The organism is Arthrobacter sp. UYEF20 (genome assembly GCF_040546335.1).
Classification (GTDB): domain Bacteria; phylum Actinomycetota; class Actinomycetes; order Actinomycetales; family Micrococcaceae; genus Arthrobacter.
This window is the reverse complement of the sequence record NZ_JBEPNP010000032.1, coordinates 1-23,040: the sequence shown is the minus strand read 5'-3', so window position 1 is coordinate 23,040 and position 23,040 is coordinate 1. Positions and strand designations below refer to the sequence as shown.

The 23,040-nt window shown below is 65.8% G+C and carries 23 protein-coding genes and 1 pseudogene; 11 read left to right on the top strand and 13 right to left on the bottom strand.

Going from position 1 to position 23,040, the window contains the following annotated elements; genetic code table 11:
• The first annotated feature begins 562 nt into the window (after nucleotides 1–562).
• The 5 genes from ABIB26_RS21900 to ABIB26_RS21880 all read left to right on the top strand — a co-directional run bounded on the left by ABIB26_RS21900 (nucleotide 563) and on the right by ABIB26_RS21880 (nucleotide 4,587).
• Nucleotides 563–1,501: an alkaline phosphatase family protein gene (locus ABIB26_RS21900; RefSeq protein ID WP_354248131.1), complete on the top strand. Its 939-nt coding sequence runs from the start codon at nucleotides 563–565 to the stop codon at nucleotides 1,499–1,501.
• 208 nt (nucleotides 1,502–1,709) lie between these two features.
• On the top strand, nucleotides 1,710–1,907 hold the full coding sequence (locus ABIB26_RS21895; RefSeq protein WP_354248129.1) for a hypothetical protein: 198 nt from the start codon (nucleotides 1,710–1,712) through the stop codon (nucleotides 1,905–1,907).
• Nucleotides 1,843–2,805 carry a serine hydrolase domain-containing protein gene (locus tag ABIB26_RS21890; RefSeq protein WP_354248127.1) on the top strand — a complete coding sequence of 321 codons (963 nt, stop codon included), beginning with the start codon at nucleotides 1,843–1,845 and terminating at the stop codon, nucleotides 2,803–2,805. Before ABIB26_RS21895 ends, ABIB26_RS21890 begins: the two co-directional genes overlap by 65 nt.
• A 36-nt stretch (nucleotides 2,806–2,841) precedes the next feature.
• A complete protein-coding gene (locus ABIB26_RS21885) occupies nucleotides 2,842–3,000 on the top strand; it encodes a hypothetical protein (protein ID WP_354248125.1) in 159 nt (52 codons plus the stop codon).
• A 303-nt stretch (nucleotides 3,001–3,303) separates the two neighbouring features.
• Nucleotides 3,304–4,587, top strand: coding sequence for a class I SAM-dependent methyltransferase (locus tag ABIB26_RS21880; RefSeq protein ID WP_354248123.1), 1,284 nt, complete (start codon nucleotides 3,304–3,306; stop codon nucleotides 4,585–4,587).
• On the opposite strand, the gene ABIB26_RS21875 is transcribed toward ABIB26_RS21880, so the two are convergent.
• Nucleotides 4,584–5,249 (bottom strand): alpha/beta hydrolase family protein, encoded by a 666-nt coding sequence (locus ABIB26_RS21875; protein ID WP_354248121.1) that lies wholly within the window; start codon nucleotides 5,247–5,249, stop codon nucleotides 4,584–4,586. The two genes, ABIB26_RS21880 and ABIB26_RS21875, sit on opposite strands and share 4 nt — an antisense overlap.
• Nucleotides 5,250–5,301: 52 nt before the next feature.
• Here ABIB26_RS21875 and ABIB26_RS21870 point away from each other — a divergent pair, with 52 nt between their 5' ends.
• Complete coding sequence (locus ABIB26_RS21870; RefSeq protein WP_354248120.1) at nucleotides 5,302–6,297, top strand: pirin family protein; 996 nt, start codon at nucleotides 5,302–5,304, stop codon at nucleotides 6,295–6,297.
• A 31-nt stretch (nucleotides 6,298–6,328) separates the two neighbouring features.
• Nucleotides 6,329–6,676: a GNAT family N-acetyltransferase gene (locus tag ABIB26_RS21865; protein ID WP_354248118.1), complete on the top strand. Its 348-nt coding sequence runs from the start codon at nucleotides 6,329–6,331 to the stop codon at nucleotides 6,674–6,676.
• A gap of 8 nt (nucleotides 6,677–6,684) precedes the next feature.
• Here the strand turns inward: ABIB26_RS21865 and ABIB26_RS21860 are convergent, their stop codons facing one another.
• From ABIB26_RS21860 to ABIB26_RS21825, 8 genes are all read right to left on the bottom strand, one after another.
• Nucleotides 6,685–7,305 carry a TMEM175 family protein gene (locus ABIB26_RS21860; RefSeq protein WP_354248116.1) on the bottom strand — a complete coding sequence of 207 codons (621 nt, stop codon included), beginning with the start codon at nucleotides 7,303–7,305 and terminating at the stop codon, nucleotides 6,685–6,687.
• A 34-nt stretch (nucleotides 7,306–7,339) separates the two neighbouring features.
• Complete coding sequence (locus tag ABIB26_RS21855; RefSeq protein WP_354248114.1) at nucleotides 7,340–8,089, bottom strand: CDP-alcohol phosphatidyltransferase family protein; 750 nt, start codon at nucleotides 8,087–8,089, stop codon at nucleotides 7,340–7,342.
• Nucleotides 8,090–8,182: 93 nt separating this feature from the next.
• Entirely contained in the window at nucleotides 8,183–8,653 is a 471-nt protein-coding gene (locus ABIB26_RS21850) for a hypothetical protein (protein ID WP_354248112.1), read from the bottom strand.
• The gene (locus ABIB26_RS21845) at nucleotides 8,650–9,057 is read right to left on the bottom strand and encodes a cupredoxin domain-containing protein (RefSeq protein ID WP_354248110.1); all 408 of its coding nucleotides are present in this window, start codon (nucleotides 9,055–9,057) and stop codon (nucleotides 8,650–8,652) included. The genes ABIB26_RS21850 and ABIB26_RS21845 overlap by 4 nt, the downstream gene beginning before the upstream one ends.
• Nucleotides 9,058–9,254: 197 nt before the next feature.
• Nucleotides 9,255–9,557 carry a DUF4193 domain-containing protein gene (locus ABIB26_RS21840; protein ID WP_354248109.1) on the bottom strand — a complete coding sequence of 101 codons (303 nt, stop codon included), beginning with the start codon at nucleotides 9,555–9,557 and terminating at the stop codon, nucleotides 9,255–9,257.
• A 339-nt stretch (nucleotides 9,558–9,896) separates the two neighbouring features.
• Nucleotides 9,897–11,804, bottom strand: a complete 1,908-nt coding sequence (locus ABIB26_RS21835; protein ID WP_354248108.1) for a transketolase — start codon at nucleotides 11,802–11,804, stop codon at nucleotides 9,897–9,899.
• A 210-nt stretch (nucleotides 11,805–12,014) separates the two neighbouring features.
• The gene (locus ABIB26_RS21830; RefSeq protein WP_354248107.1) at nucleotides 12,015–13,010 is read right to left on the bottom strand and encodes an MIP/aquaporin family protein; all 996 of its coding nucleotides are present in this window, start codon (nucleotides 13,008–13,010) and stop codon (nucleotides 12,015–12,017) included.
• Between the two features lie 608 nt (nucleotides 13,011–13,618).
• Nucleotides 13,619–13,996, bottom strand: a complete 378-nt coding sequence (locus ABIB26_RS21825; protein ID WP_354248105.1) for a hypothetical protein — start codon at nucleotides 13,994–13,996, stop codon at nucleotides 13,619–13,621.
• 252 nt (nucleotides 13,997–14,248) lie between these two features.
• Here ABIB26_RS21825 and ABIB26_RS21820 point away from each other — a divergent pair, with 252 nt between their 5' ends.
• A complete protein-coding gene (locus ABIB26_RS21820; protein ID WP_354248103.1) occupies nucleotides 14,249–14,959 on the top strand; it encodes a response regulator transcription factor in 711 nt (236 codons plus the stop codon).
• Here ABIB26_RS21820 and ABIB26_RS21815 read toward each other — a convergent pair.
• Both ABIB26_RS21815 and ABIB26_RS21810 read right to left on the bottom strand, forming a co-directional pair.
• Nucleotides 14,907–16,388, bottom strand: a complete 1,482-nt coding sequence (locus ABIB26_RS21815; protein ID WP_354248101.1) for a sensor histidine kinase — start codon at nucleotides 16,386–16,388, stop codon at nucleotides 14,907–14,909. The two genes, ABIB26_RS21820 and ABIB26_RS21815, sit on opposite strands and share 53 nt — an antisense overlap.
• A gap of 351 nt (nucleotides 16,389–16,739) precedes the next feature.
• A complete protein-coding gene (locus ABIB26_RS21810) occupies nucleotides 16,740–17,243 on the bottom strand; it encodes an HtaA domain-containing protein (RefSeq protein WP_354248099.1) in 504 nt (167 codons plus the stop codon).
• 194 nt (nucleotides 17,244–17,437) lie between these two features.
• Here ABIB26_RS21810 and ABIB26_RS21805 point away from each other — a divergent pair, with 194 nt between their 5' ends.
• Together ABIB26_RS21805 and ABIB26_RS21800 are read left to right on the top strand one after the other, a co-directional pair.
• Nucleotides 17,438–18,421: a S1C family serine protease gene (locus tag ABIB26_RS21805; RefSeq protein WP_354248097.1), complete on the top strand. Its 984-nt coding sequence runs from the start codon at nucleotides 17,438–17,440 to the stop codon at nucleotides 18,419–18,421.
• A 748-nt stretch (nucleotides 18,422–19,169) separates the two neighbouring features.
• Complete coding sequence (locus ABIB26_RS21800; RefSeq protein WP_354248095.1) at nucleotides 19,170–20,108, top strand: AfsR/SARP family transcriptional regulator; 939 nt, start codon at nucleotides 19,170–19,172, stop codon at nucleotides 20,106–20,108.
• A 240-nt stretch (nucleotides 20,109–20,348) separates the two neighbouring features.
• Here ABIB26_RS21800 and ABIB26_RS21795 read toward each other — a convergent pair.
• Nucleotides 20,349–20,567, bottom strand: a pseudogene (locus ABIB26_RS21795) (Y-family DNA polymerase); the annotation flags it as partial.
• Between the two features lie 153 nt (nucleotides 20,568–20,720).
• On the opposite strand from ABIB26_RS21795, the gene ABIB26_RS21790 reads away from it, so the two are divergent.
• Complete coding sequence (locus ABIB26_RS21790) at nucleotides 20,721–21,035, top strand: hypothetical protein (protein WP_354248093.1); 315 nt, start codon at nucleotides 20,721–20,723, stop codon at nucleotides 21,033–21,035.
• A gap of 60 nt (nucleotides 21,036–21,095) precedes the next feature.
• Here ABIB26_RS21790 and ABIB26_RS21785 read toward each other — a convergent pair whose 3' ends face one another.
• Nucleotides 21,096–21,716 carry an L-threonylcarbamoyladenylate synthase gene (locus ABIB26_RS21785; protein WP_354248091.1) on the bottom strand — a complete coding sequence of 207 codons (621 nt, stop codon included), beginning with the start codon at nucleotides 21,714–21,716 and terminating at the stop codon, nucleotides 21,096–21,098.
• Nucleotides 21,717–23,040 lie beyond the last annotated feature (1,324 nt).

The following is a 23,040-nucleotide window of genomic DNA, read 5'->3' as shown; positions in this document are numbered from 1 at the left end:
CTTCCCACCACCGGGGCACGTCGATATCGCTCAGCGGTTCCGCGCGGCTTCGTCCGTGGCGTGCGTCACGCTCGGGCGTCTCGTGGTCCATCCCTGCAAACTATCACCACGGGTTTCGCCGACGAGGTGGCGGGCGGTTGAAGAGCAGCACCTCGAGGCGCGGGAATCCGGGTACCGGGGGCCGGGGATCCCGGGGGCAGTGACTCACAGGGAATACTGAGGGACTATGGGGGCTGCCCTGATCCGCGTGTGGGAGAGTTCCAACACTGGGCTGTTTGCCCCGTCGGGTCGGTCAACGAGAAAGCCGGAAACAATGAGCCGGAATGCCGCAAGAACTCTGGGTCTCAATGTCACGGGACGTGCCGCGTGGCTGACTTTCGCCGTGATCCTCGCCCTGGCAACAGCCGCCTGTACTCCGACACCGCCGGACGGGGGCGCGCCGTCGGGATCGAACTCCCCAACGGTCGTCCCCAGCGCCGGCGCCTCCGCCGTCCCCAGCGCGTCCGCCCGGTCACAGTCCCCGACGGCGGCGCCAGGGACCGGGAAACCCGGGCATGTGTTCGTGGTCAACCTGGAGAACAAGGGCTACGACAAGGTCTGGGGTGCCGGTTCGGAAGCCCCGTGCCTTGCCAAGACCCTTCGCGCCAAGGGCGTGCTGCTCTCCGAGTACTACGCGATCGCCCACCACTCCAACCCGAACTACCTGGCGCAGATTTCGGGACAGGCATCAAATGCCATGACCCGGGACGACTGCCCGACTTACGCCCCGCTCGCGGAGACCGGGAGCACCGGCCAGGGGCAGGTGCAGGGCACGGGCTGCGTCTATCCGGCGTCGGTTCCGACCATTGCCGGACAACTCAGCGCGGCGGGAAAGACCTGGAAGGGCTATATGGAGGACATGAAGACACCCTGCCGCCATCCCGAGCTCGGTGCCAAAGATGATGATCAGAACGCGAAGATGGATGACCAATACGCAACCCGACACAACCCGTTTGTGTATTTTGAAGAGATCACATCGTCCCCGGACTGCCAGAACAATGTCGTCGACTTCACCAAGCTCGCCGGTGATCTGGGGTCCATCGCGACGACGCCGGATCTGTCCTACATCACGCCGAATCTGTGTAACGACGGGCACGACGCTCCGTGCGTCGATGGAAGTCCTGGTGGCCTTGCCAGCGCCGATAGCTGGCTCCGGCAGCAGATTCCGGCCATCCTGGAATCGCCCGCCTTCAAGAAAGATGGGGTACTGGTCATCACGTTCGACGAATCTGAGGGCAACACCGGCGGGCCTTCGGGAATACCGGGTGGAACGGCAGGGGGCAAGATCGGCGCCCTGGTCCTCTCGCCTTTCACCAAGGGGGGCACGACGTCGGATAAGCTCTACAACCACTTCAGTCTCCTCGCCAGCATGGAAGACATCTTTTCCCTGCCGCATCTTGGATATGCCGGGGCGCCGGGGTTGAACCGTTTCGGGGCTGACGTCTTCAACGCCCGGTCCTGATCGGGGCCTTTCTACACCCCGCCGCCATGCGATAAATTGGGGTCCATACGCCGGTACGGCAGCCTCCCATTCAAGTCGAAGACTGCAGCGAACACCGGCTGGAGTCCACGATGACGACACCGCTTGGCCACACCCAGCGCACGACGCGCACGCGCCGCTCACTCACCACATTCTGTACGGTCGCTGCGGCCCTGCTACCGACAACAGCGTGCGCCGCACTTGTCCCTCCCCAATCCGAATCAACGGCAACGGCGACCGCAACGGCAACGGCGACGGCAAGCGCAACCGCGACCGCAACGGCGACGGCGACCGCAAGCGCGACGGCGACGGCGACGGCGACCGTGAATACCGCTGCCTCGACAGCTCTCCTGCTGCTGGACAAGGCGAGGTTGCGGGAGATTTTTGAGACCCAGGCGGACCAGTTGCTCGTTCCGGGCGCCGTGGTTTTGTTGCGCACGCCCGAGGGTGACTTCAGCCTCAGCTATGGCGTCAAGAGGCTGGGCGGAAGCAGCCCCGTATCGCTGGCCGACCACATCAGGATCGGCTCCATCACGAAGACCTGGACCGGCGCTGTCATCCTGCAGCTCGTGCAGGAAGGCCGGCTGAAGCTCGGTGACCCGGTGTCGAAATACCGGCCGGACGTTCCCAACGGGGACAACATCACCATCGAACAGATGCTCAGCATGCGCAGCGGCCTTTACAACTACTCTGAATCATACGAGCTCAGCCTGGCCCTGGACACCACTCCGCAACGGGTCTGGAAGCCCGAGGAATTGGTGGCAATCGCCCTTCCTCTTCCGGTGTACTTCGCCCCGGGTGACGGTTTCCACTACTCGAACACGAACACCGTTCTGCTGGGGCTCATAGCGGAGAAGCTCGAAGGCAAACCGCTAGGCGAGATCATCCAGAACCGGATACTCGGGCCGCTGGGCTTGACGCAGACTTCGTTCCCGCCGTCAGGATCCACTGACCTGCCCGCGCCGCATCCGCGCGGCTACATGTTCATGAACAACGTCCTGACCATCGCCACGACCAAACTGCCGGCCGACTTGATCGCCCGCGCCCAGGCCGGAACCCTGTTGCCGAACGACTACACGAATTCGAACCCGTCGTGGACCTGGGCGGCCGGGCAAGGCATCTCGACCGCCGGCGAGCTCGCCCGCTGGGCCGAGGCCATCACCGGCGGCAAGGTCCTGAACCCGGAGATGCAGAAGATCTGGCTAGACAGCCCCCGGCCGGTCAACCCAGGCGACCCCGGCGGGGCGCTGTACGGTCTGGCCCTGACGAAGTTCGGAAACCTCTAAGGTCACACGGGCGAACTGCCCGGTTTCAACACTTTCATGGGCAGCGACCCGGTCAACAAGGTGACGCTCGTGGTGTGGACGAACCTCGCGCCCTCGGCCGACGGACGCGACCCCGCGGCGACGATCTCCAAGGCACTGCTGGGGGAGCTTTACGCCCCGGCGGCCGCACCACCACCCACCCCGTCCGGAAAGTGACCCAGGGTGCCCGGGAGGGCCGGTGACCGATCTGCCCGTACCTGCCTCTCCCGCGTCACGCCGGGCAGTCATTTGCCCGGCGCAGACGCTGGCGCCCCCGGATTGGTGCCACAGCGCGCCGTCGTCCTCCCCAAAAACCTACTGGGCGTGACGGCCTGCCGGGTAGCCCGCTGGGGGAGCACCAGAGCAGCCGGGATCCCGTCCCGGCCCGCGCGGAGGATTCAGCCCGGTCCGGCCCCTGTTCGAATGCGCGGCTTGCGCATAGATTTGGCCAAGGAAACCACTGGACGAGAGGTTAGGGACATGAGGAGAACCACCGATGTGGCATCACGGCTGGCCGGAGCGCTGGCCATTGTCCTTGGCACCCAGGAGGTCCCGCTGCGGCTGCAGGCCTGGGACGGCTCGGAAGCGGGGCCGGCAGGCGCCCCGCTGATTGTATTCCGGTCACGGCGGGCCCTGCGCCGGATGCTGTGGTCGCCCGGGCAGTTGGGCCTCAGCCGTGCGTACGTTTCCGGAGATATCGATGCTCCCGGCGATGTCTTTGCCAGCTTCGCCGCGCTGAGCTCCGACGGCAAATTCGCCGAACCCGGCCCCTTCCGACGGCCCACTCTCGGCGAGCTCGGAACGATTCTCAGAACCGCCGTGCGGCTCGGCGCGATCGGTCCGAATCCGGCGCCACCGCCGGAGGAGGCAAAGATCGTCCGGGCCGGCCATCGGCACTCAAAGAAGCGCGACGCCGCCGCGATCTCACACCACTACGACGTGGGCAACGACTTCTACGCCCTCGTCCTTGGCCCGTCAATGGTTTACTCTTGCGCGGTCTGGGATGACGAGCGCACCGGCCTGAACGCCGCCCAGGAGGCCAAGATCGATCTCGTCTGCCGCAAACTGGGACTCCAGCCGGGCATGAAGGTGCTGGATGTCGGCTGCGGCTGGGGCAGCTTTGCCCTGCATGCCGCCCAGCGTTACGGGGTCGACGTCGTCGGCGTCACCCTCTCCACGGAACAGGCGGCGCTCGCCGGCAAGCGGGCGGCCGACGCCGGGCTGACCGGGCGGGTGGACATCCGGGTCCAGGACTACCGCGACGTCGGCGACGGGCCGTTTGACGCGATCAGCTCCATCGGGATGTCCGAGCATGTCGGCCGCAAGCAGATGCCAACATACGTCTCACAGCTGCATGGGCTCCTGCGTCCGGGCGGGCGGCTGCTCAACCACGCCATCTCCTGGAACGCAGGCCCCACGGACCCGGACCCGGATTCCTTCATTCCCCGCTACGTGTTCCCCGACGGCGAGATGCTTAGCCTCGCGGAGACAATCGGCGCGCTGGAAGCCGGGGGACTTGAGGTGCTCGACGTGGAGGCGCTGCGCCGGCACTACGCGCTGACGCTGCGGGCGTGGGTCCGGAACCTGGAGGAACACTGGAGCGAGGCCGTGGAGGCCGCCGGCGAGGGCCGGGCCAGGGTGTGGCGCCTCTACATGGCAGCGAGCGCTTTGGGCTTCGAGGCCGGGATGACGGGCGTCAACCAGGTGCTCGTCCAGCGCCCCGGAGGCACCGAACCGCCACTGCGCCGGACTGCCTGGATCTAGGCGCGCCCTTTCAGGAACGCCACCACGGGGCCCGCCAGCGATGCCCCCACCTCCTCCGGACTGCGCTTCCTGCCCGCGATGTCGAAGGTGTGGCCGCCGCCCTCGCACCACCGAAGGGTTGCGGACGGTCCGATCCGGGCAACCACGGCCTCGAGCAGCTCCGGGGTCGCAAACGGGTCCCGTGTGCCCTGCAGGAAGAGCATCGGCAGGGTCAGCCCGTAGAGGTGTTCGTCGCGGAGCTTGTCCGGCTTCCCCGGCGGATGGAGCGGGTAGCCGAGATACACGAGCCCGGCGGCAGGCATTCCCTCAGCCACCGCCATCGAGGCCAAGCGCCCGCCGAAGGATTTGCCGGCGGCCCATAGTGGTTCCCCGTCCGAGCGCGCAGCGGCCTCATCCATGGCGGCCCGCCATGCAGCGGTGGCCGCCGGCGGCCTGTCCGGGAACTTCCGCCCGGCCTCGCGGTACGGGAAGTTGAAGCGCAGCGTCGCGACAGACTCCTCGTTCAGGGCCCGGGTGAAGCCGGCCAGGAACGGATGCTCCATCCCGGCCCCTGCACCATGGGCGACCACGAGCGTAGCGAAGGGGTTGCCGGGACGGGCGTAGACACCGGACACGGAGGACTCGCCGACGGTGATGGTGACGGGGGACTCTGGAGTGGGCATGCCTCCATGATGCCGCCTGTCCGGACCGGGTGGTAATCAGTAGGCTGTCCCCATGAGCAATACCGAAGTTGCGCCTCAGGAAATCCTCTGCGAAGCCGACACGAGCTGCGTGGGGGTGGAAATACTGGTCCCGCGGGACGTCCCGCTGGGCGGGCCCCGGGCGATGGACGTCCGGCGGACCCTGCCCCAACGCCAGCGCAGCCTCATTGGCGCCTGGTGCTTCCTGGACCACTACGGCCCGGACCGCGTGGCCGAAAGCGGTGGGATGAGGGTTCCACGGCACCCTCACACCGGACTGCAGACCGTCAGCTGGCTGTTCACCGGCGAGATCGAACACCGCGACTCGGCGGGCTTCCACGCCGCCGTGCGGCCGGGCGAACTCAACCTGATGACCGCCGGCCGCGGAATCAGCCACTCGGAGTTCTCCATGCCCGGCACCGATGTCCTGCACGGCGCACAGCTCTGGATCGCCCTGCCGGACAGCGCCCGCCAGATGGAACCCACCTTCGAGCATTACCGCCCCGAGCCGATCGGGGGCGACGGCTCGGCACTGCGGGTCTTCCTGGGATCACTCGCCGGCTCAACCTCGCCGGTCACCACCCATACGCCCCTGCTGGGCGCGGAGATCGTCCTCGACGCCGGGGCGGCGTTGTCGCTCGAGATTGACCCGGGCTTCGAACACGGCCTGCTGGTGGATGAGGGAACCCTCGGCCTGGACGGGCACCCCGTCACGAAGGACCATCTGGCCTACCTGCCGGCCGGACGCTCGTCGCTGACCCTGACCGCTGGCCCGGAACCGCTGCGCGTCCTGATTATCGGCGGCCAGCCGCTGGGCGAAAAAATCGTGATGTGGTGGAATTTCGTGGGCCGCAGCCACGAGGAAATCGTCGGGTACCGGTCCCAATGGCAGGCGGAGATCGGCGCCGAAAACCGGGCCGAAGCCGGCGGGGGAGACGAACGCCCGCGCTTCGGCGCCTTCCCCGCCGGGGAACCCGCACCGCTGCCGGCCCCGGTTCTGCCGGCCACCCGCATGCGCCCCCGCGGCTGACCGACCCCATGCGACGAGAAGCGAGCGAGCAATGAGCCCGATCACCATCCGCCAGAATCCGGAGCGCAGCCGCTTTGAAGTGCTCGACGCCGGCACCGTGATCGGGCGGGCATACTATGCGGATCGCGAGGACGACGGGCTGAGGATCTTTTATCACACCGCCATTGATGACGAATATTCGGGCAGGGGCCTCGCGGGCAGGCTGGCAGCCCAGGCTCTCAACGAGACCGTGGCCGCCGGCCTCACGATCGTCTCCGTGTGCCCGTACATCAAGAAGTATCTCGAAAAGCACCCCGAATACTCGGCAAATGTGAAGACGCCGAACCCTGCCATCCTGGAGTTTCTGAGCGGGTACCTGGCGCAGCGCACCGGGCGCTGAGGAGGGCCCTACCCCCTGGGTTCGGGGCCGGTGGATTGCCCGTGGGGCTCAGTGCCGTGTGCGAGGAAGCGCTCCACACGGCGGTCCGGGATGAGCCACAGTGCCGCCACCCCTGAGTACACACCGAGGCCCAGGGCGGGGTGCACGAGGCTGAGGCCCATTCCCAGAAGATAGAGGATTGGGGAGGCCTTCCCCTTCCAGTCCCTGCCCAGAGCTACGTCGAGGGGGCCGCCCCGTCCCTGCTGGCGGATCAGGGCGGACTTGAGTACGTAGAAGGCGATGGCGGCGAGGAGCAGGTTGAGTCCGTACACCAGCACCGGGACCTCCGCCAGGTCCGCGCTGTTCAGCCAGCGGGTGGTGAACGGGAACAGCGACAACCAGAACAGCAGATGCAGGTTGGCCCAGAGAATTCCGCCGCTGATCCTTCCCGCCAAGTGAAGCATGTGGTGGTGGTTGTTCCAGTAGATCCCCACGAAGATAAAGCTCAGCACATAGCTGAAGAGGGTCGGCATCTCCTCGAGAAGCGAGTGCCAGGTCGGTTCCGCGGGGACGCGGAGCTCCAGGACCATGATGGTGATGATGATGGCCAGCACGCCGTCGCTGAAGGCCTCGAGCCGGTTCTTGTTCATCAGGTGGCTTTCATCGGGCGTAGGTGCGGGGAGTCTACGCCCGGGGAGCGACGGTGGCCAGATCGTCGCGGCGCAGCCGTTCCAGTTCAACGACGTCGCGGCCGAAGGAAAAGCCGAGCAACATGAAGGCCACCGCGGCAGCTGACATGCCCAGGGCAGGCGGGACACCGGGGATCAGGGCCAACAGCAGCGCGGCTGGCTGGAAGGCGCCAATGACTTTGCGGGCCATTTTCGGTGGCAGCGGTTCCCTCAGCGAGGGCCGGAACCATCCGGCGGCGAGGAAAGCGTAGTACATGAGCCCGATGCCCAAGGTCCAGGGGCCGGTGGTTCCCGCGGTGGCGCCGGACAGCACGAGGACGAGGGCGCCGTCAGTGTCTGTATCCAGGCGCGAACCCGCCGCAGACGCGGTGCCGGTGAACCGGGCTACCCGCCCGTCGACGGCGTCGAGCAGAAAAGCGGTAGTGCCGAGCACGGCGATGATGCCGCCCGGAACGGAACCGGCCATCACGCCGGCCACAGTCAGTGCCGCGCAGCACGCCACCAGCACGGCCCGGATCAGCGTGACGCGGTCCGCGGGGGTGCACAGCGGGGGATCGCGACGGAGAACGGACGCGGCCGCGCACCCGATCACGCCAGAGCCGGCGGCCAGGGCGGCGGCGAGGGTCAGGTGCTGCGGAGCGGCATGGGGGAAAGCGGTCACGCAGAGCCAGGTGCCGGCGGCCAGGAATGCACCCATCGCAACCGTCACGTCAACCACCGCCCGCTGCGCCGTCCTGCTGTCCATGAACCACCTCGCCGCCATGTTAGCAAGAAGCGCAAGCCCCGGCTTCAGCACGCCGGCGGGACACGCCAGGACACTGTGGCTCCGCTGGCGGAGTCAGGCCGTCGCCCGCGGGGAGCGGGTCCCGTCAGCGCGCACGGTCCGTCCGGCCCGGATGAATCCAATGCCGGCCAGCACTGCCCCGGCAGCTTCAGCCACCGCGCTGAGTGACTTTTCGAAGAACCAGGTCGGGTCGTACATGGCGGGGAACGGTCCGAACGCCGGGATGTCGACATAGCGGTAAAGGACCACGGCCGCAAAGGCACTCAGCGCCACCAGCACGGCTACCGAATAGGCTGCCCGGCTCCCGCGCAGCAGGACGTACAGCGCGGCCAGAATGGCCGCGGCGGCCTCGAGCAGGAAGAGGGTGCCCTGGCCGATTCCGGCCGAACTCCCGGCCTGGTAGCCGGGTGCCAGATGAATATGGACACCCGCGTCGATGACGAGGGCGACGGTGACCAGCACCCGCAGGGGCAGGTCGTTTCCCCGTACTCGGGCAGCACTGCCGGTCCTACTTGGCGCGCTCACTTGACCGTCAGCGTTCCGTGCATGCCCGGATGGTAGGTGCAGTGGTAGGGGTAGCTTCCAGGCTGCATTGGGGCGGTAAAGGTGCCGGTGCCCCCGCTGCCCTTGACGTCCACATCAAACGCGGACCCCGCGTCGGCCGTCACGGTATGGGCGGCGCTGTCCATGTTGGTAACCGCCACCGTGGCACCCGGGGAGACGGTGATCGGCGTGCCGTACTCGAAGTCCTTGATGGTGATGGACGCCGCAGCATTCGCCGGACTGCCCGTGCCCTGGCTCACCGTTGCGGTCGCACCCGGGGACGCCGACGACGACGGCGGGGCCGGGCTCCCGCCACCGCCGGCGCAACCGCCCGTGCCGGCCAGGATCAGGGCCAGCAATCCAGCCCGGACCTTGCGATTATTCATGACGCACCATCCGCTGCGGTGAAATGACAGTTACAGGAGGACTAACTACGCTCCATTGTGCGCCAGCCGCGACGAAATAGCACCGGAATTCCGGTGTTGTCCGGCGAGTCGTTAGAGAGTCGTTAAAGAGGAGCCTAGAGAACCGCGCCGCGCACAGCATGCCCGGCGCGGTCCTGGCGCTATTTGAAGCGGTCAGGCTAGCTGAGGCAGTCTGCGCAGTACGCGTGACCCGCTTTTTCGCGCGCGAGCTGTGAGCGGTGCCGGACGAGGAAGCATGAGTAGCAGGTGAACTCGTCTTCCTTCTGCGGGATGACCGTGACGGTCAGTTCCTCGCCTGAGAGGTCGGCGCCGGGCAGTTCCACACCCTCTGAGGTGTCGGCCTCATCGAGGTCACGGGCTACGCTGCGTGCGTCCGGAGCGTTTGCAGAGCGAAGGGCCTCCAGAGAGGCGTTGCGTGATTCCGCGACGTCGGATCGTACTTCGTCATAATCGGTTGCCACCTGGTTGATACTCGATTCTGTTGTTCGGGGTTTCCCGGGATTGAACCGTACAGCATCAAGCCGTTAATCAGCTGGCTGTATTGGGAGTCCGTGCAGTGACGCTCGCGACACCGGCCGGCGAGACAGGATTGCCGGCCCTGCCAAGTCTCCTGACACTACCCCCGCCCGAGGCCTACTTCTTGTTGGGCATGAGGTCCGTTCCGGCGAAACTACATGCGACAACCCCACAGCAGCGAACCCCTGAAGTAGCGACGGCCCGGATGGCGGCTTGGCGTTCACGGGGGCGAACAGGAACGGCAGGACCGGGGGTCCTTCAATGTGGAGGTGGGCGATTCCAGGTCAGGCGCCGATCAGGCTGCGGGCTGCGGCAACGATGTGGGGTGCGGAGATGCCGGCGGAGTCGAGCAGTTCCTGGGGTTTTCCGGAGGTGGGCAGCCCCTTCACGGCGAGCAATGCAATGTGGAGTTCTGGGGTGTTTGTGCTGGCGAGGGCTTCGAGTACGGCTGAGCCGATGCCGCCTTGGGGGTAGTGGTCTTCGGCGACGACGATCCTGCCCCCGGTCTCGAGGCACGTCCGGCGAAGGGTGTCGACGTCGATGGGTTTGATGGAGTAGAGGTCGATGACGCGGGCCTTGATTCCGTCTTTGGCGAGTTGATCGGCTGCGGTGAGGCATTCGTGCAGGGTCACGCCGGCGCCGATGAGTGCCACGGCGTCGTCGGGTCCGGCGTTGTGGACTTTGCAGCCGCCGAGCGGGAATGTTTCGTCCGGACCGTAGATCACCGGGTAGGTGCCGCGGGTGGCGCGCAGGTAGGAGATTCCGGTGGTGTCGGCCATGGTTTGGACCAGCCGGGCGGTGGCGGGTGCGTCGGCCGGATACAGCACGGTGGAGGTGTGCACGGCGCGCATGGCGGCAATGTCCTCCAGCGCCATTTGCGAGGGGCCGTCCTGGCCAATTTCGACGCCGGCGTGGGTGCCGACGAGCCGTATGCTGGCCTGGGATACTCCGGCCATCCGGATGAAGTCGAAGGGCCGGGATATCAGGAAAGCGGCGAAACTCGCGGCGAACGCGATGTAGCCGCGGACCGAGAGGCCGACGGCGGAGGCGATGAGTTGCTGTTCGGCGATGAACATTTCGAAGTACCGTTCCGGGGCGGCGTCTTTGAATTCGCCGGCGTGGGTCGAGTTTCCCACTTCGCCGTCCAGGACGACGACTTCGGGGCGGGCGGCCAGCGCGGACACGGCGGCGCCGAAGGCGGCCCGGGTCGCCACTTTGTCGCCCACCTCCCAGCGGGGCAGGGTGACCGCAGCCCGGGGGTTGGGGGTGATCGCGGGTGTGCCGGGTTCGGGGAGAGCCGTGGTGATCTGCAGGCTGCTGGGCCCGCCGAGGCCGGCCACGGCGCGTTCGGCCATATCCGGGGGGAGGGCTTTGCCGTGCCAGCCGTTTTTGTCCTCCAGTTCGGGCACCCCCTTGCCCTTGATGGTTTTGGCCAGAATGACCGTCGGTTGGTCGGGATCGGATCGCGCCAGCGTGAGCGCCTCGTCGATGGCGGCAAGGTCGTGGCCGTCGATGACGAGGGCGTGGGCGCCGAAGGCCTCCACACGCCTGGCGTAGCGGTCCATGTCCCATTGGAGTTCGGTGGGCCCGTCCTGGCCCAGCCGGTTGACGTCGACGACCGCGGTGAGGTTGCCGAGCTTGTAGTAGGCGGCCTTGTCCAGGGCTTCCCAAATGGAGCCTTCGGCCAGTTCGCTGTCTCCGCACAGCACCCACGTGTGGTACGGCAGCCGGTCCAGGTACCGTCCGGCCAGGCTTACTCCCACCGCGTCTGGCAGTCCCTGGCCCAGCGATCCGGTGGCCACATCGACCCAGGGGAGGGCGGGCGTGGGGTGGCCTTCGAGCCGGCTGCCGAACTGCCGGTAGGTATTGATCAGTTCGTCCTCATCGACCACGCCGACGGCCCGGTACATGGAGTACAGCAGCGGGGAGGCATGGCCCTTGGAAAAAATGAGGTGGTCATTGTTAGGCAGTGACGGCCGGTCCCAGTCGTAGCGGAGGTGCCGTTCGAGCAGGACGGCCATGAGATCCGCAGCCGACAGCGACGAGGTGGGGTGACCGGATGCGGCCTGGGTGCTGCACCGGATGGAGTCCACCCGCAACTGTGTGGCCAGCGTGCTGATGACACCGGCCTGTCCTGTGGTCATCGGTACCGTGTTCATCGGTACCCGGGTCTGTCTCTGCTGATCGGTCATGTCAAGTGCCTTTCATGCGCTGGAGGCGCGTCCTGTCCGGGCCGGTCTGCGCTGCCATGCCCGCACTTCCCGGAGTTCGGGAAGATTTCAGCCGCCGGGGAGACGAGGCCACCGACGGCCAGGAGCTCTGGCCATTATGATCCGACCAGAGCTCCTGGCGGTAGTCCCGGAGGACTACCGGTGACTCGTGCCACCACCCTTGAATTCCTCCTATTCTCCGGCCGTCGTTCCCTGGTCGGCCGTCTTTATCTGGTCGCCCGCCGGAGGCGTCTCGCCGCCGGCCCGGCCAGGAGGCGTGGGTTCCTGCAGCAGGGCCCGGGCATGGAGTACATCGCCGATGAACCAGTCGTAGATCAGCACGCCGATCACACCGCCGATCAGGGGTCCGATGATCGGCACCCAGAAGTACCAGCTGAATGCCCCGTCAACGGTGCCAGGCAACGCGGTTTGACCCCAGCCGGCCAGCCAGGCCAGCAGCCTCGGTCCGAAGTCGCGGGCCGGGTTGATCGCGTATCCGGCGTTTGCACCCAAAGACATGCCGATGGCGGCAACGGCCAGCCCGATTATGAAGGGACCAAGGTTTGCCTGCACGGCCGTATTGCGAATATCAATGATGGCCACCACGAACATGACGAGGAACGCTGTGCCGACAATCTGGTCAATCAGCGGGCCGGTGGGGTTGCCGTTGAAGTAGGGGGCCGGGAACGTGGCGAAAATGGAGTAGGTTGCCAGCCCCTTCGGATCCCCCCTAGTGGTGCCAATGGCCTTGTTGAAGGCGTCGATGGCATCGTGGTAAAGGAGGTACACCAGCGCGGCCCCGGCGAACGCCCCGACGACCTGCGCCACGACGTACGGAGCCACCTTGTTCCAGGGAAACTTCCGCCGGACGGCGAAAGCGAGCGTCACGGCTGGATTGATGTGCGCCCCGCTGACACCTCCGGCCACGTAGACCGCCATAGCCACCGCCAGGGCCCACCCCCAGGTGATCAGCAGCCAGTCTCCCGCGGCCAGGAAGATCGTTGATGGTGTCGCGGCACGGCCAGATCCCGGCAGGGCAGCGACCGCCATGGCCACGACGCCGTCGCCGAAAGCGATCAGCACAAAAGTGCCGAGAAACTCGGACAGCAGTTCCCCCCAGATGCCTCCGAGATTCTTCAGGCCGCTGCCGTTCCGGACCGCATGCCTTAGTGGACTGATATCACTCATCGAAAGGGCCTCCTTGAGCCGCCGGATTCAGACGAAAATTGACAACCCCAGATACTTCATGGTAGTTCTGCCGCGACGGCATGGCCATGGCCCATGCAGACAAGTGGTGATTTTTGGTTAATTCGTCGGGGGTTTTAGTTCCTCAGGGGCGCTTCGCTCCGCCGTGGGTACTGAAAATCACCTATTTTTCGTGTCAGTTGGCCAGGACCTCTTCGGGCCGGGGGGACATGCCCACTCCTCGTGCCCGGGACCGGACGGAATCGGAATATGCCCATCCGCCGACCCCGGCGGAGGGCATGTCCGGATCCCGGGGTCATGTGCGGGTGGCTCCGCTGCGGGGGATCGGCTGTCCTTCGGGAGGACATGCCCAGTCCTCGCGCCCGGGACAGGGCATGATCGGAATATGTCCATCCGCCGACCCCGGCGCGGGGCATGTCATTGAGCCCGGGGGCGTGTGCGGGTGGACCTGAACCCCCGACGAACTAACGAAAATGCCCACTGGTTCCGCAGATGGTCGGAAGGCGGTTCCGGCCGGGCGGGCGCGGCAACGTGCTGCGCGGAAAGCTGGCCGGCGGACCTGGGGACAGCCCCGGAGATCTGATGCGGGGTTACTTCTTGTCGGTTCCGGCCTTGCGTTTGGGATCTACCGTTCCGCCCTTACCGTAGTCACCCTCGGAGTACTGGCCGATTTCCGACTCGGCGGTACGGCCCGGAACCATCCCCGCGTCGCCGACGTCGCCCTTGACATAGCGCCCGGACTCCTTGGCCTTGTCGCCCAGCGGTTCGGGCAGACCGCCCTCGCTGCCAGCCGCACCGTAATCACCTTCGATGTACTGGCCTTCCTCATCGTCCGCGTGGCGGCCGCCCTGCGTGCCGGCCTTGCCGTAGCTGCCTTCGACATACCGGCCCCGGAGCTCGGGTTCCTCGTGCTTTTCCCCGCCGCCCGCGTCCTCCGTGGGCTCTTCGAACTTGCTGCTGTCGGTCATGATCTTGCCTTTCCCGCGACGAACTGATGCGTCTGCTCCGGCGCATTTCAAGTCTAGCGAGGGCCGCTGCGCCGCAACAGGGCGGCCGCGTCAGTGCGGACGGCCGGCCTCGACCTCCCCGACATTGTCGTGGACGGCTGGATCGTGAAGGCACCCTGCGGGGCGCGCGACGGCGTAAGGGTGTAACGCCGTCGCCGCACCTATGCTGGTACCCGGGGGCGCCATACTGTCTCTCAGGAGAGGAGGCGGGCAATGAGGATCCTGCTGGTCGAGGACGAGAAGGTCCTGGCCGATACGGTGCGCCGCGGACTGTCGAATGAGGGCTTCGTCGTGGACGTCACCCACGACGGCGTCAGCGGGTTGTCAGCCGCGACGGAGAACGCCTACGACGTGATCCTGCTCGATCTTATGCTGCCGCTCAAGCACGGCTATGACGTCCTGCGCGAACTGCGGCAGCGCCGGATCTGGACTCCGGTGCTGATGCTGACGGCGAAGGACGGCGAGTACGACCAGACCGATGCCTTCGACCTGGGTGCCGATGACTATCTGACCAAACCGTTCAGTTTCCTCGTGCTGGTCGCCCGGATCAGGGCATTGATCCGCAGGGGAGCGCCGGAGCGGCCTGTCGTCCTGGCGCTCGGGACCCTGACGATGGACCCGGTCAACCGCCGTGTCCGGCGGGGCCAAACGCTCATCAGCCTCACGCCGAGGGAGTACGGGCTTCTGCACTACCTTATGCGCCGCCATGACCAGATCGTGTCAAAGGCGGACATTCTCGACAACGTCTGGGATTCCGCCTTCGAAGGCGGAGACAACGTCGTGGAGGTCTACATCGGTTACCTGAGGCGGAAGATCGATGCTCCGTTCGGCGTCCAGACCCTGGCCACGGTGCGCGGCATGGGCTACCTGCTCAGCGCCGACCGGATCCCTGAGTCCGCGTCCGCACCACAGTCCCGGGAGTGACCGGAGCCGGAGCCGAGGGGTCCGCTTGCGGGAAGACCATTTCAAAGCGGCATTCTCCAGTGGGGCTCTCCGTGGCACGGATGGAGCCGTGGTGCGCCGCCATGATGCCGGCGGCAATGGCCAGGCCGAGGCCGCTGCCGCCGCCCTCCCGGGACCGGCTTTCATCCAGCCGGACAAACCGCTCGAAGATCCGTTGCCGGTCCGCTTCAGCTACCGGCTCTCCGTCATTGTCGACCCACACCACGGCCCCGTCGCCGTCGGAGTGCAGGCTGATCCGGATCCGGGACACGGCATGCCGGTCCGCGTTGTCCAGTACGTTCCGCAGCACCTGCGCCAGCCGCCGGGCGTCGCCCTGGATCCGGACGGGGGTGAGATTGGCCGTGACCGTGTGCCGGCTGACCGAGCGCAGCCGGCGGACTTCCTGATCCACCACATCGTCAAGGTCCACATCGGCGTCCTCCGGAACGAGTCCGCCGTCGTTCGTCCTGGCCAGGGTCAGCAGGTCATCCACCAGGTAGCGCATCCGGACTGTTTCGCCAGCCAGATCATCCTTCAGTTGAAACCACATCGCGCCGGACGGATCCGACGCCGCGATCTCCACGCCGGCGCTCAGGGTCGCAAGGGGACTGCGCAGCTCGTGGCTGGCGTCGGAGACGAACTGCCGCTGCTCACGGTCCGAGGCCTGCAGCCGGTCCAGCATCGTGTTCATGGTCAGGGCTAGGGCCTCGAGCTCGTCCCTTGTGGGCGGGACGTCGACGCGACCGTCCAGGCGTTCGGCGTCGATCCGGGCCACCTGCCCCCGGATTCTTTCAACCTGGCGGAGCGATCGACCCACCAGAAGCCAAACGGAAACGGCCACGACGGCCAGCAGCAGCGGCGTCGCCCCCAACATGAGCCACGCCACCGTGGAGACGGTGTCCGCTTGGACCTGCACGGACGAGGCGACGACCACCACCACTTCCTGGCTGCCCACCCGCGCGCCGGTCGCGACTATGTGGAAGTCGTCGTCGTTGCCGATGTTCGGCAGGCTGGAGACGTCCTGGATCACCGTGTGGCCGGGTGCCGGTCGTAGTGCCGACAAGGGGTGGTCGACGGCTTTGGGCTCCGAGGCGGCTATCACCGTACCGGCGGCATCGACGAGCTGCACGTACTGGCCGGCGTATCCGGTTGAAGTGACGTATTCGATCGCGTCCTCGATGTCCTGGTCCACAGCCAGTTGTGCGATGACATCCTGGGTTTTCTGCCGTGCCGCCGACTCCGTCGAGGCGGTCAGGGTGGTCTCCAGCAGCGCGAGGAGGACCAGCCCGCCCACCAGCAGCGCCATGGCCACGACAGCGACGGCGGCCGCTGTGGACTGCTTGCGCACTCCCCAGCGGGTCCGGCGACGGCGGGCGCGGCCGGCACTGGAATCGGACGGGACCTGTTCCATGTTCCAAGAATGGGGCAACCGAGCGCCCCGGACAACCACAAGCCAACTTTTCTCCGGTGCCGGCGCCCCGGGATGCGACTTCTCAGCGTCCTCTCAGGTGCTTTGAGGGACAGTGGTTGCAGGACGAAATTCAATAGCGGAGGGACCCAGGGGAAGGACCCAGGGGAGGGACACGGTCCCGAACCACCGCACGGGCCACGATCCGCGGGCCCCGACAGGCTACCGGCCGCACGCTCTCCTCAACCAGTGTGCGGCCGGTCATCGTGTGCGGTTGCGGCAAATCAAGCAGCCGGTCCCGGCCAGCCCCCGCGCGGTGCTGGAGCGGACCGAAATCATCCTCCGGACGTACCCTTATGCGGCGACCCGGATGAACAGCGGGTCCATCGGCTGCCCGGCCGCGTACTGGCCGTCGAAGAGTTCCGATCCCTCGGGGGAAATCACGACGTCAACGTGCTCCCAGAAGAGCGACCCGCCCACGTCCCTTGGCGCCCCGGCCCGCAATATTGCCACTGCCGTGCGGTCCTGCCCGCCATCGTCGCCCGTACTGATGGAGAGGATCCCGCGTCCCCCGGTGAATGCTATCCACGGGTCCAGCAGCCGGACAAACATCATGCCATGGTGGCCGGCGAGACGGACGTCGCCTCTGAATCGCAGGATGCCGGTGCCACGGACAGCGTCGTAGTCGGCAGCATCGGGGGCGAAGCGGAACAGGCCGGCTTCGTCGATGGCCGCGCCGTTGACCGCGGACACCGCTCCGTCCGGCAGGCTGTTGATGTAGTCGATGAAGCTGCGTTTGATGCCCCAGCTAAGGCCCAGCGGGGGCAGCGGATCGGGCAAAGCGGTCGCTGGACTCACGAAGTTCTCCTGTGGCTGAGAGGCTGGTCTACTGCTGAGCCTAGCGGCGGATCGCCGGGGGAATGAACTCCGCCCTTCGGCCGTGACGCGCCGCCTAGTCCGCCGCGTATTTCTCTGACGGCGTACGGTGCCCAGGACTATGCCCACGGTGCCGGTGGTTGACTTGGATAAGTATCAGTCAAGGGAGGTGCGCCGTGGCAACTGCGATCAGCAGGGTTCCGGGACCGGAGGCGTCCGAGGACCCGCTGGATTCCTATTCAGCGACCGTTGTCCGGGTGGCCGAGATGCTCACTCCGCGCGTTGCCGCGCTCGAAATGACCGGCACCGGGCGCGGTGGCAGGTTCCGGGTGGGGGCAGGCTCGGCCGTCCTGTTCACCTCCGACGGTTTTCTCGTCACAAACGCCCACGTGGTCGCTGCCACCCAGAGCGGAAACGCTGTTTTTGCCGACGGTACCCGGACCACCGTGGACGTCGTGGGCGCCGATCCGCTCTCGGATCTCGCCGTCGTCCACGGCAAAGCCCCCACTGCGGCGCCAGCAGAGTTCGGCGACGCCGAGACGCTCAGGGTCGGACAATTGGTCATCGCCGTCGGCAACCCGCTCGGACTGTCGGGCTCGGTGACGGCCGGCGTGGTCAGCGGGCTGGGCCGTTCCATTCCGGTGTGGTCCGGGCGCAATCGCCGCATGATCGAGGATGTTATCCAGACCGATGCCGCCCTGAACGCGGGCAGCTCCGGAGGCGCGCTCGCGGACGCCCGGGGACGGATCGTTGGCATCAATACCGCCGTGGCGGGCGCCGGACTCGGCCTGGCCGTGCCCGTCAACGCCACCTCGCGCACGATCATCGCCTCGTTGCTCAAGGACGGGCGGGTCAGGCGTGCCTTCCTGGGCCTCGTCAATACGCCTGTCCGGCTGCAGGCCAGCGCCGTGGTCCGGACCGGTCGCAGGGAGGGCCTTCTCGTCGTCGAAGTCCTCACGGAGTCACCCGCCGAGCGTGCCGGACTCCGTGCCGGGGACATCCTCCTGAGCGTGGGCCAGATGGCCGTCTCGAACGCCGAGAGCCTGCAGAAGCTCCTCTTCGCGGAGGCCATCGGGGCGCCGCTGGAGCTGTCGCTGCTGCGCGATGGCACGGAAATGCGCGTCGTGGCGGTTCCCGAGGAGATGACGGATAAGAACTGAGCAGGTGGGCAGGTCCGGCAATTGCGGCGAATTGCGGCCGTAGTGTCTCTGCATTGGACAATTTGATGCCGTTGAATTCCTGCTCAGCCATTCGCGTCCATGGGCGCCGCCAATTGACGCGGGAACTCCGCCGCGTTCCCTCGTTGCGCGTCCAGGCCACCGCCGTGAGGAGGTCCCCGGGGTCCGGCCCGACGCCCGGCGTCCAGCCGCCCTGCTGCCGGATCAGTCCGATGAACCACCGAATGAGTTGCCCGTAGATCGACCCGAGGCGATAGTGGCTGTGGTCGCCTCGAAAGTGCGGGCCGGAGCGTGCCTCATTCCAATACCTCGCTCTCGCCGGAAGACCCGGACGCTCCGACCGTAGGAGCAGGAAGTTTCGAAAAGCTTGTGTGGCGGAAACCTGCAAGAACCCGCGCTTGACCCGGCTCGGCGGGTGTCGGCGCCCACCCGCTCCTCTGAGGTGCCCAGCGTCGGGGGAAGTTCCCCTACTGGGTACCGGACACCTGCACTACGCACCAGATACTTGGAAAAACCTTTAAGCGATTACTTGGCCATACTTACCGTGGTACTCGACTTTCTCCGGGCGCCAAGTCGGGTAGCTTCGTTGCTTGTTGTGGCAGGTTGGGCGTGTCACGGTTTCCTTAGAAAGCCGGATGGAACACAGTCTCGTCACTTCATTGTTCCGCGTTTATTCCGATCTTTCGAAGAGTGGTTGAGATCTTCATAGCTGGGGAAATCGGAGAACATCGTGGAAAATTCAGCGGGACCTTCACCGTCAATTTCTGTTCGTCTATTCGGAACCTTTGAAATACGCCGGAACGGTGCAACGCTCACAGCGACCGACCTGGGCGGAGTTAAGCCGCGGCACATTCTGGAGATACTGCTGCTGGACCTGGGGACGCCGGTCTCGAAGACCCGGTTGATCGAAATACTCTGGGGCGCGAGTGCCAGCGAAGGCGCCGTGGCCACCCTGGAAAGCTACGTCAGCGGCATCCGCCGGGCCATCCAGCCGGGGCAGACCAAGACAGGGCCGCTGCGGACCGCCAACAGTGGCTATGTGCTGGATCCGCAGCTCGTGGATCTGGATCTTTGGGACTTCCGGCAGCTGGTCCGTTCCGCCGGCCAGGCCTCGCCTGCCGACGCCTACCCCCTGCTGATCAAGGCGCTGGAGGTGTCCGCCGAGCCGCTGCTGGGGTTCGAGCTCGTCGCCGATTGGGCCGACGAGGCAAGGACGCGCCATTCAGCCGAAAAGGTAGCGGCGCAGATCTTCGCAGCAGAAACTGCCGCCGTCCTGGAGAAGACGGACGATGCCATCCGCTGGGCGCAGGCAGCCATCCGCTCCGAGCCGCTCAACGAAAGGGCCTGGAGTGTCCTGGTGACGGCGTACGAACGGGCGGGGCTGCCGGTTGAGGGCCTGTCTGCGTATGACCGGTGCCGCCGTCTCTTCGACCACGATCTGGGATGTGCACCCGGCCCGGCCCTGCAGGCCGCGCACTTGCGGCTCCTCCGCCAGCGCGCCGAAGGAAACGCCGAGCTCTCGGAAGTCCTGGCAGCGCTGCTCTACCTCGGCGAACGGCTCGACGGACCCAAACGCCAGCCGCACGCGGCGGCGGAGTCCCGGCGGATGCACGAGAATGCCGGCAGAGTCCTTGACTCGTTCCTGCAGCGGGTCCGCGCCGCCGTCTGACCAGCCGAGCACTGCCGCCGCCTGTCAGGTCCGTGCTCCGTGCAGCGGGTGCGCATGGTCACCGGAAGAGACGGCAACCCGCTCAACGAAGTCGAAATGCCCTGCGATTCCTTGATGAACAACGGCGCGATCCTGCGGGGCAGCACGGCGATCAGGATCTGAGGCTGATTTCCTCCCAAAGGGAGTCGATGCCGCGCTCTTCGTGCCCGCTTTCGAACGCGGCGAGCGGCTGGCCCGGTGGGCATTGTTGCGCTTGGCCCATTTGTTGGCCAGCTTCGCGAGGGTTTTGGTTCCTGCGATGCCCACGCAGACTCGTACGCCCTCGTTCCGGCGTACCCCAGTTTTCATGGTGTGGCCCGGCCTGGCGTGCTCCTCCGCGGTGCCGTTGACGCCCAGGAATGGCTCGTCGATGCTGTAGATCTCCAGCCACGCGGAGTACTGACCGAGCAGCTCCATCACCGCGAGTAGCGGTGATGCGGAGGGGCTTGACGGTGCAGCTGCGGAGTTAGCTTGATCACGTGGTATGCGTTCTTCGTAAATCCGGGCGTGGCGGGCCCCATACTTGGAAGGACCCCGGCGGACTTCCCCGACCGCCAGGCATGAGGAGGGTCAGTGAAAACCTTGAAAAACGTCGCCAGCAACGAGTATTTCCTCGCGGCGAAAAACGTCGTCACCAACGAATACTTCCCAGCCGCGGCGGTGCTGTTCGGCGTGGTCCTGTTCTGGACCCTCGGACTGTTCGGCGGGTTGTCCTTGTTGAGCACCAACCACACACTCTTGACCACGCTCAGCTGGTTGCTGTTCGTCTACACTGCAGCGGTGCTCTCGCCCCTCGCGGGACTGCTGGCCGCCCTCGATCTGACCCGCCGGTGGCGGCGGAACCGACAGCACGAAGCGGAGCAGACGGCCGGCGAGGCCTCCGTCTAAGCGGCCTCCGCCAGCGGTTGCCGGACCGAGACTCGCCGCACTTGCGGCCAAAAGGCAGGCTTATTCGAACCGGGAAGGGTCGCCCATTCCGCGCCGGACGATTTCCGCCACGCCGCTGGAGTAGTCGATCACGGTGGTGGGCTCCGCCCCGCAGTCACCGGAGTCAATCACGGCGTCCACCACGTGCTCGAGCCGTTCCTTGATTTCCCAGCCCTGGGTCAGCGGCTCCTCCTCGTCCGGCAGCAACAGCGTGCTGGAAAGCAGCGGCTCGCCCAGTTCAGCCAGCAATGCCTGGACCACCCGGTTACCCGGGATGCGAACGCCCACGGTCTTCTTCTTCGGGTGCAGCAGCCGCCGCGGAACCTCTTTGGTGGCGGGCAGGATGAAGGTGTAGCTACCCGGCGTGACGGCCTTGATACTGCGGAATACATCGTTGTCGATCTGCACCAACTGGCCCAGCTGCGCGAAGTCCTTGCAGACCAGCGTGAAGTGGTGCTTTTCGTCAAGGTGGCGGATCGTCCGGATCCGGTCCAGGGCATCCTTGTTCCCCAACTGAGCGCCGAGGGCGTAGCAGGAGTCGGTGGGATAGGCGATCAAGCCGCCGGAACGCACGATTTCAACCGCCTGCTGAATGGAGCGCGCCTGGGGGTTCTCGGGGTGAACATCGAAGTATCTCGCCATGGCAAGAGCTTACGCCCGACGGCCGGCCCGGCACCCACCGTGCAGCTCGCGTGGCGGCCTCTAGTCCCGCGGCGCCCCAGGCGGATTTCTCATCCTCCGCCAGTGCGCGAAAGGGACATAGCTCACACCGTTTACGGCGTCTGGTGACAGTTCCGTCGGAAGATGAGTTTTTCCGTCGCTTGTTCGGATTTTCTGTCAAATTAGTTGATGCGCGAGCGGGCACAGTTCGAGGCTGAGCTCGGGCAACCTTTTCGGCGGCTCTAGGATTGTGACTGTTGGTTGGGAATGGCGGTCAATTCACAGTTGGGAATGGCGGTTTCGGTGTCCCGTATGGGGAACCTTAAACGGGACGTTCTACCCGAGGCGTCTTGTCGACGTCGTCTGCCAGTGCCGATCGGCAGTAACTCCTCCAGGCGCGGCCTGCTGACGTGCCCGATAGTGGCCCGACCTAGCCATGAAGAAGAGGATAATCACCGATTAAGCTTTCGGGGCCAGCCCTGCATCCCGACCCTAAATAATCATCTAGTGGAATCTCTCGAACCGTGCTTTTGTTGACCTATACAGCTGCAGCTGTGGAGTCACATGAAACGCCTTTCGGATCCGAAGAACGTTCGCCAGACTATTGCTGTCTCGCTCGCCATAGTTACTTCCTTGGTCCTCTTACTGGTTCCCATATACCCCCAGGCAAAACTGACGCCTGGCGGGATAGAGCAGATTAGGTATTTGACCCTGCTTGAGACCGTAGGGCCGTCTCTCTTCGTGCCGTTGCTCATTCCCGTGGCCCTGACCGCGTTACCTCTCCTGCTAAGGGGGCGCGCACGGATATACGCGTCCGTCGCGGCTACTGTCGCTCTTACTGTCTTCATGTTCATCGGCTCCGCAAGCATCGGCTAGTTCTATGTGCCAGCCCTGACCGCTGCCGTAGCCGCCCTCGTTGCCCCGACGAGCAGCCGCGAAAGACTCCAAGCTCGCCCTTCCTAACCGGCAACAATCGATTACTCAATACGGCGAAGTCATCGCGCAACTGCACCAGCTGTGCGTTCCCGTTTGAGGAACCCTCGGCGGGACAATTCGCCGCGTATCGCGGAAGTGTGCCCGTTGCCCGAGCACCTGGCAGCAGGTTTTCCGGCGATCACAGTAGCGCGCGCAGGTACCGTCTACGCACGATTCGCTGCGCCATTAGGAGGAGTGGGAAGAACACTCGCCATGGTTGTCGTGATGCCGCCCGGGTGCGGCCGTATGGTTTTGTGAGACAGCTTGTTAGGAGCCCTTCTTCACAATGACCGACCGTAAGAGGTATAGCCAGAAGTACAAGGACGACGCC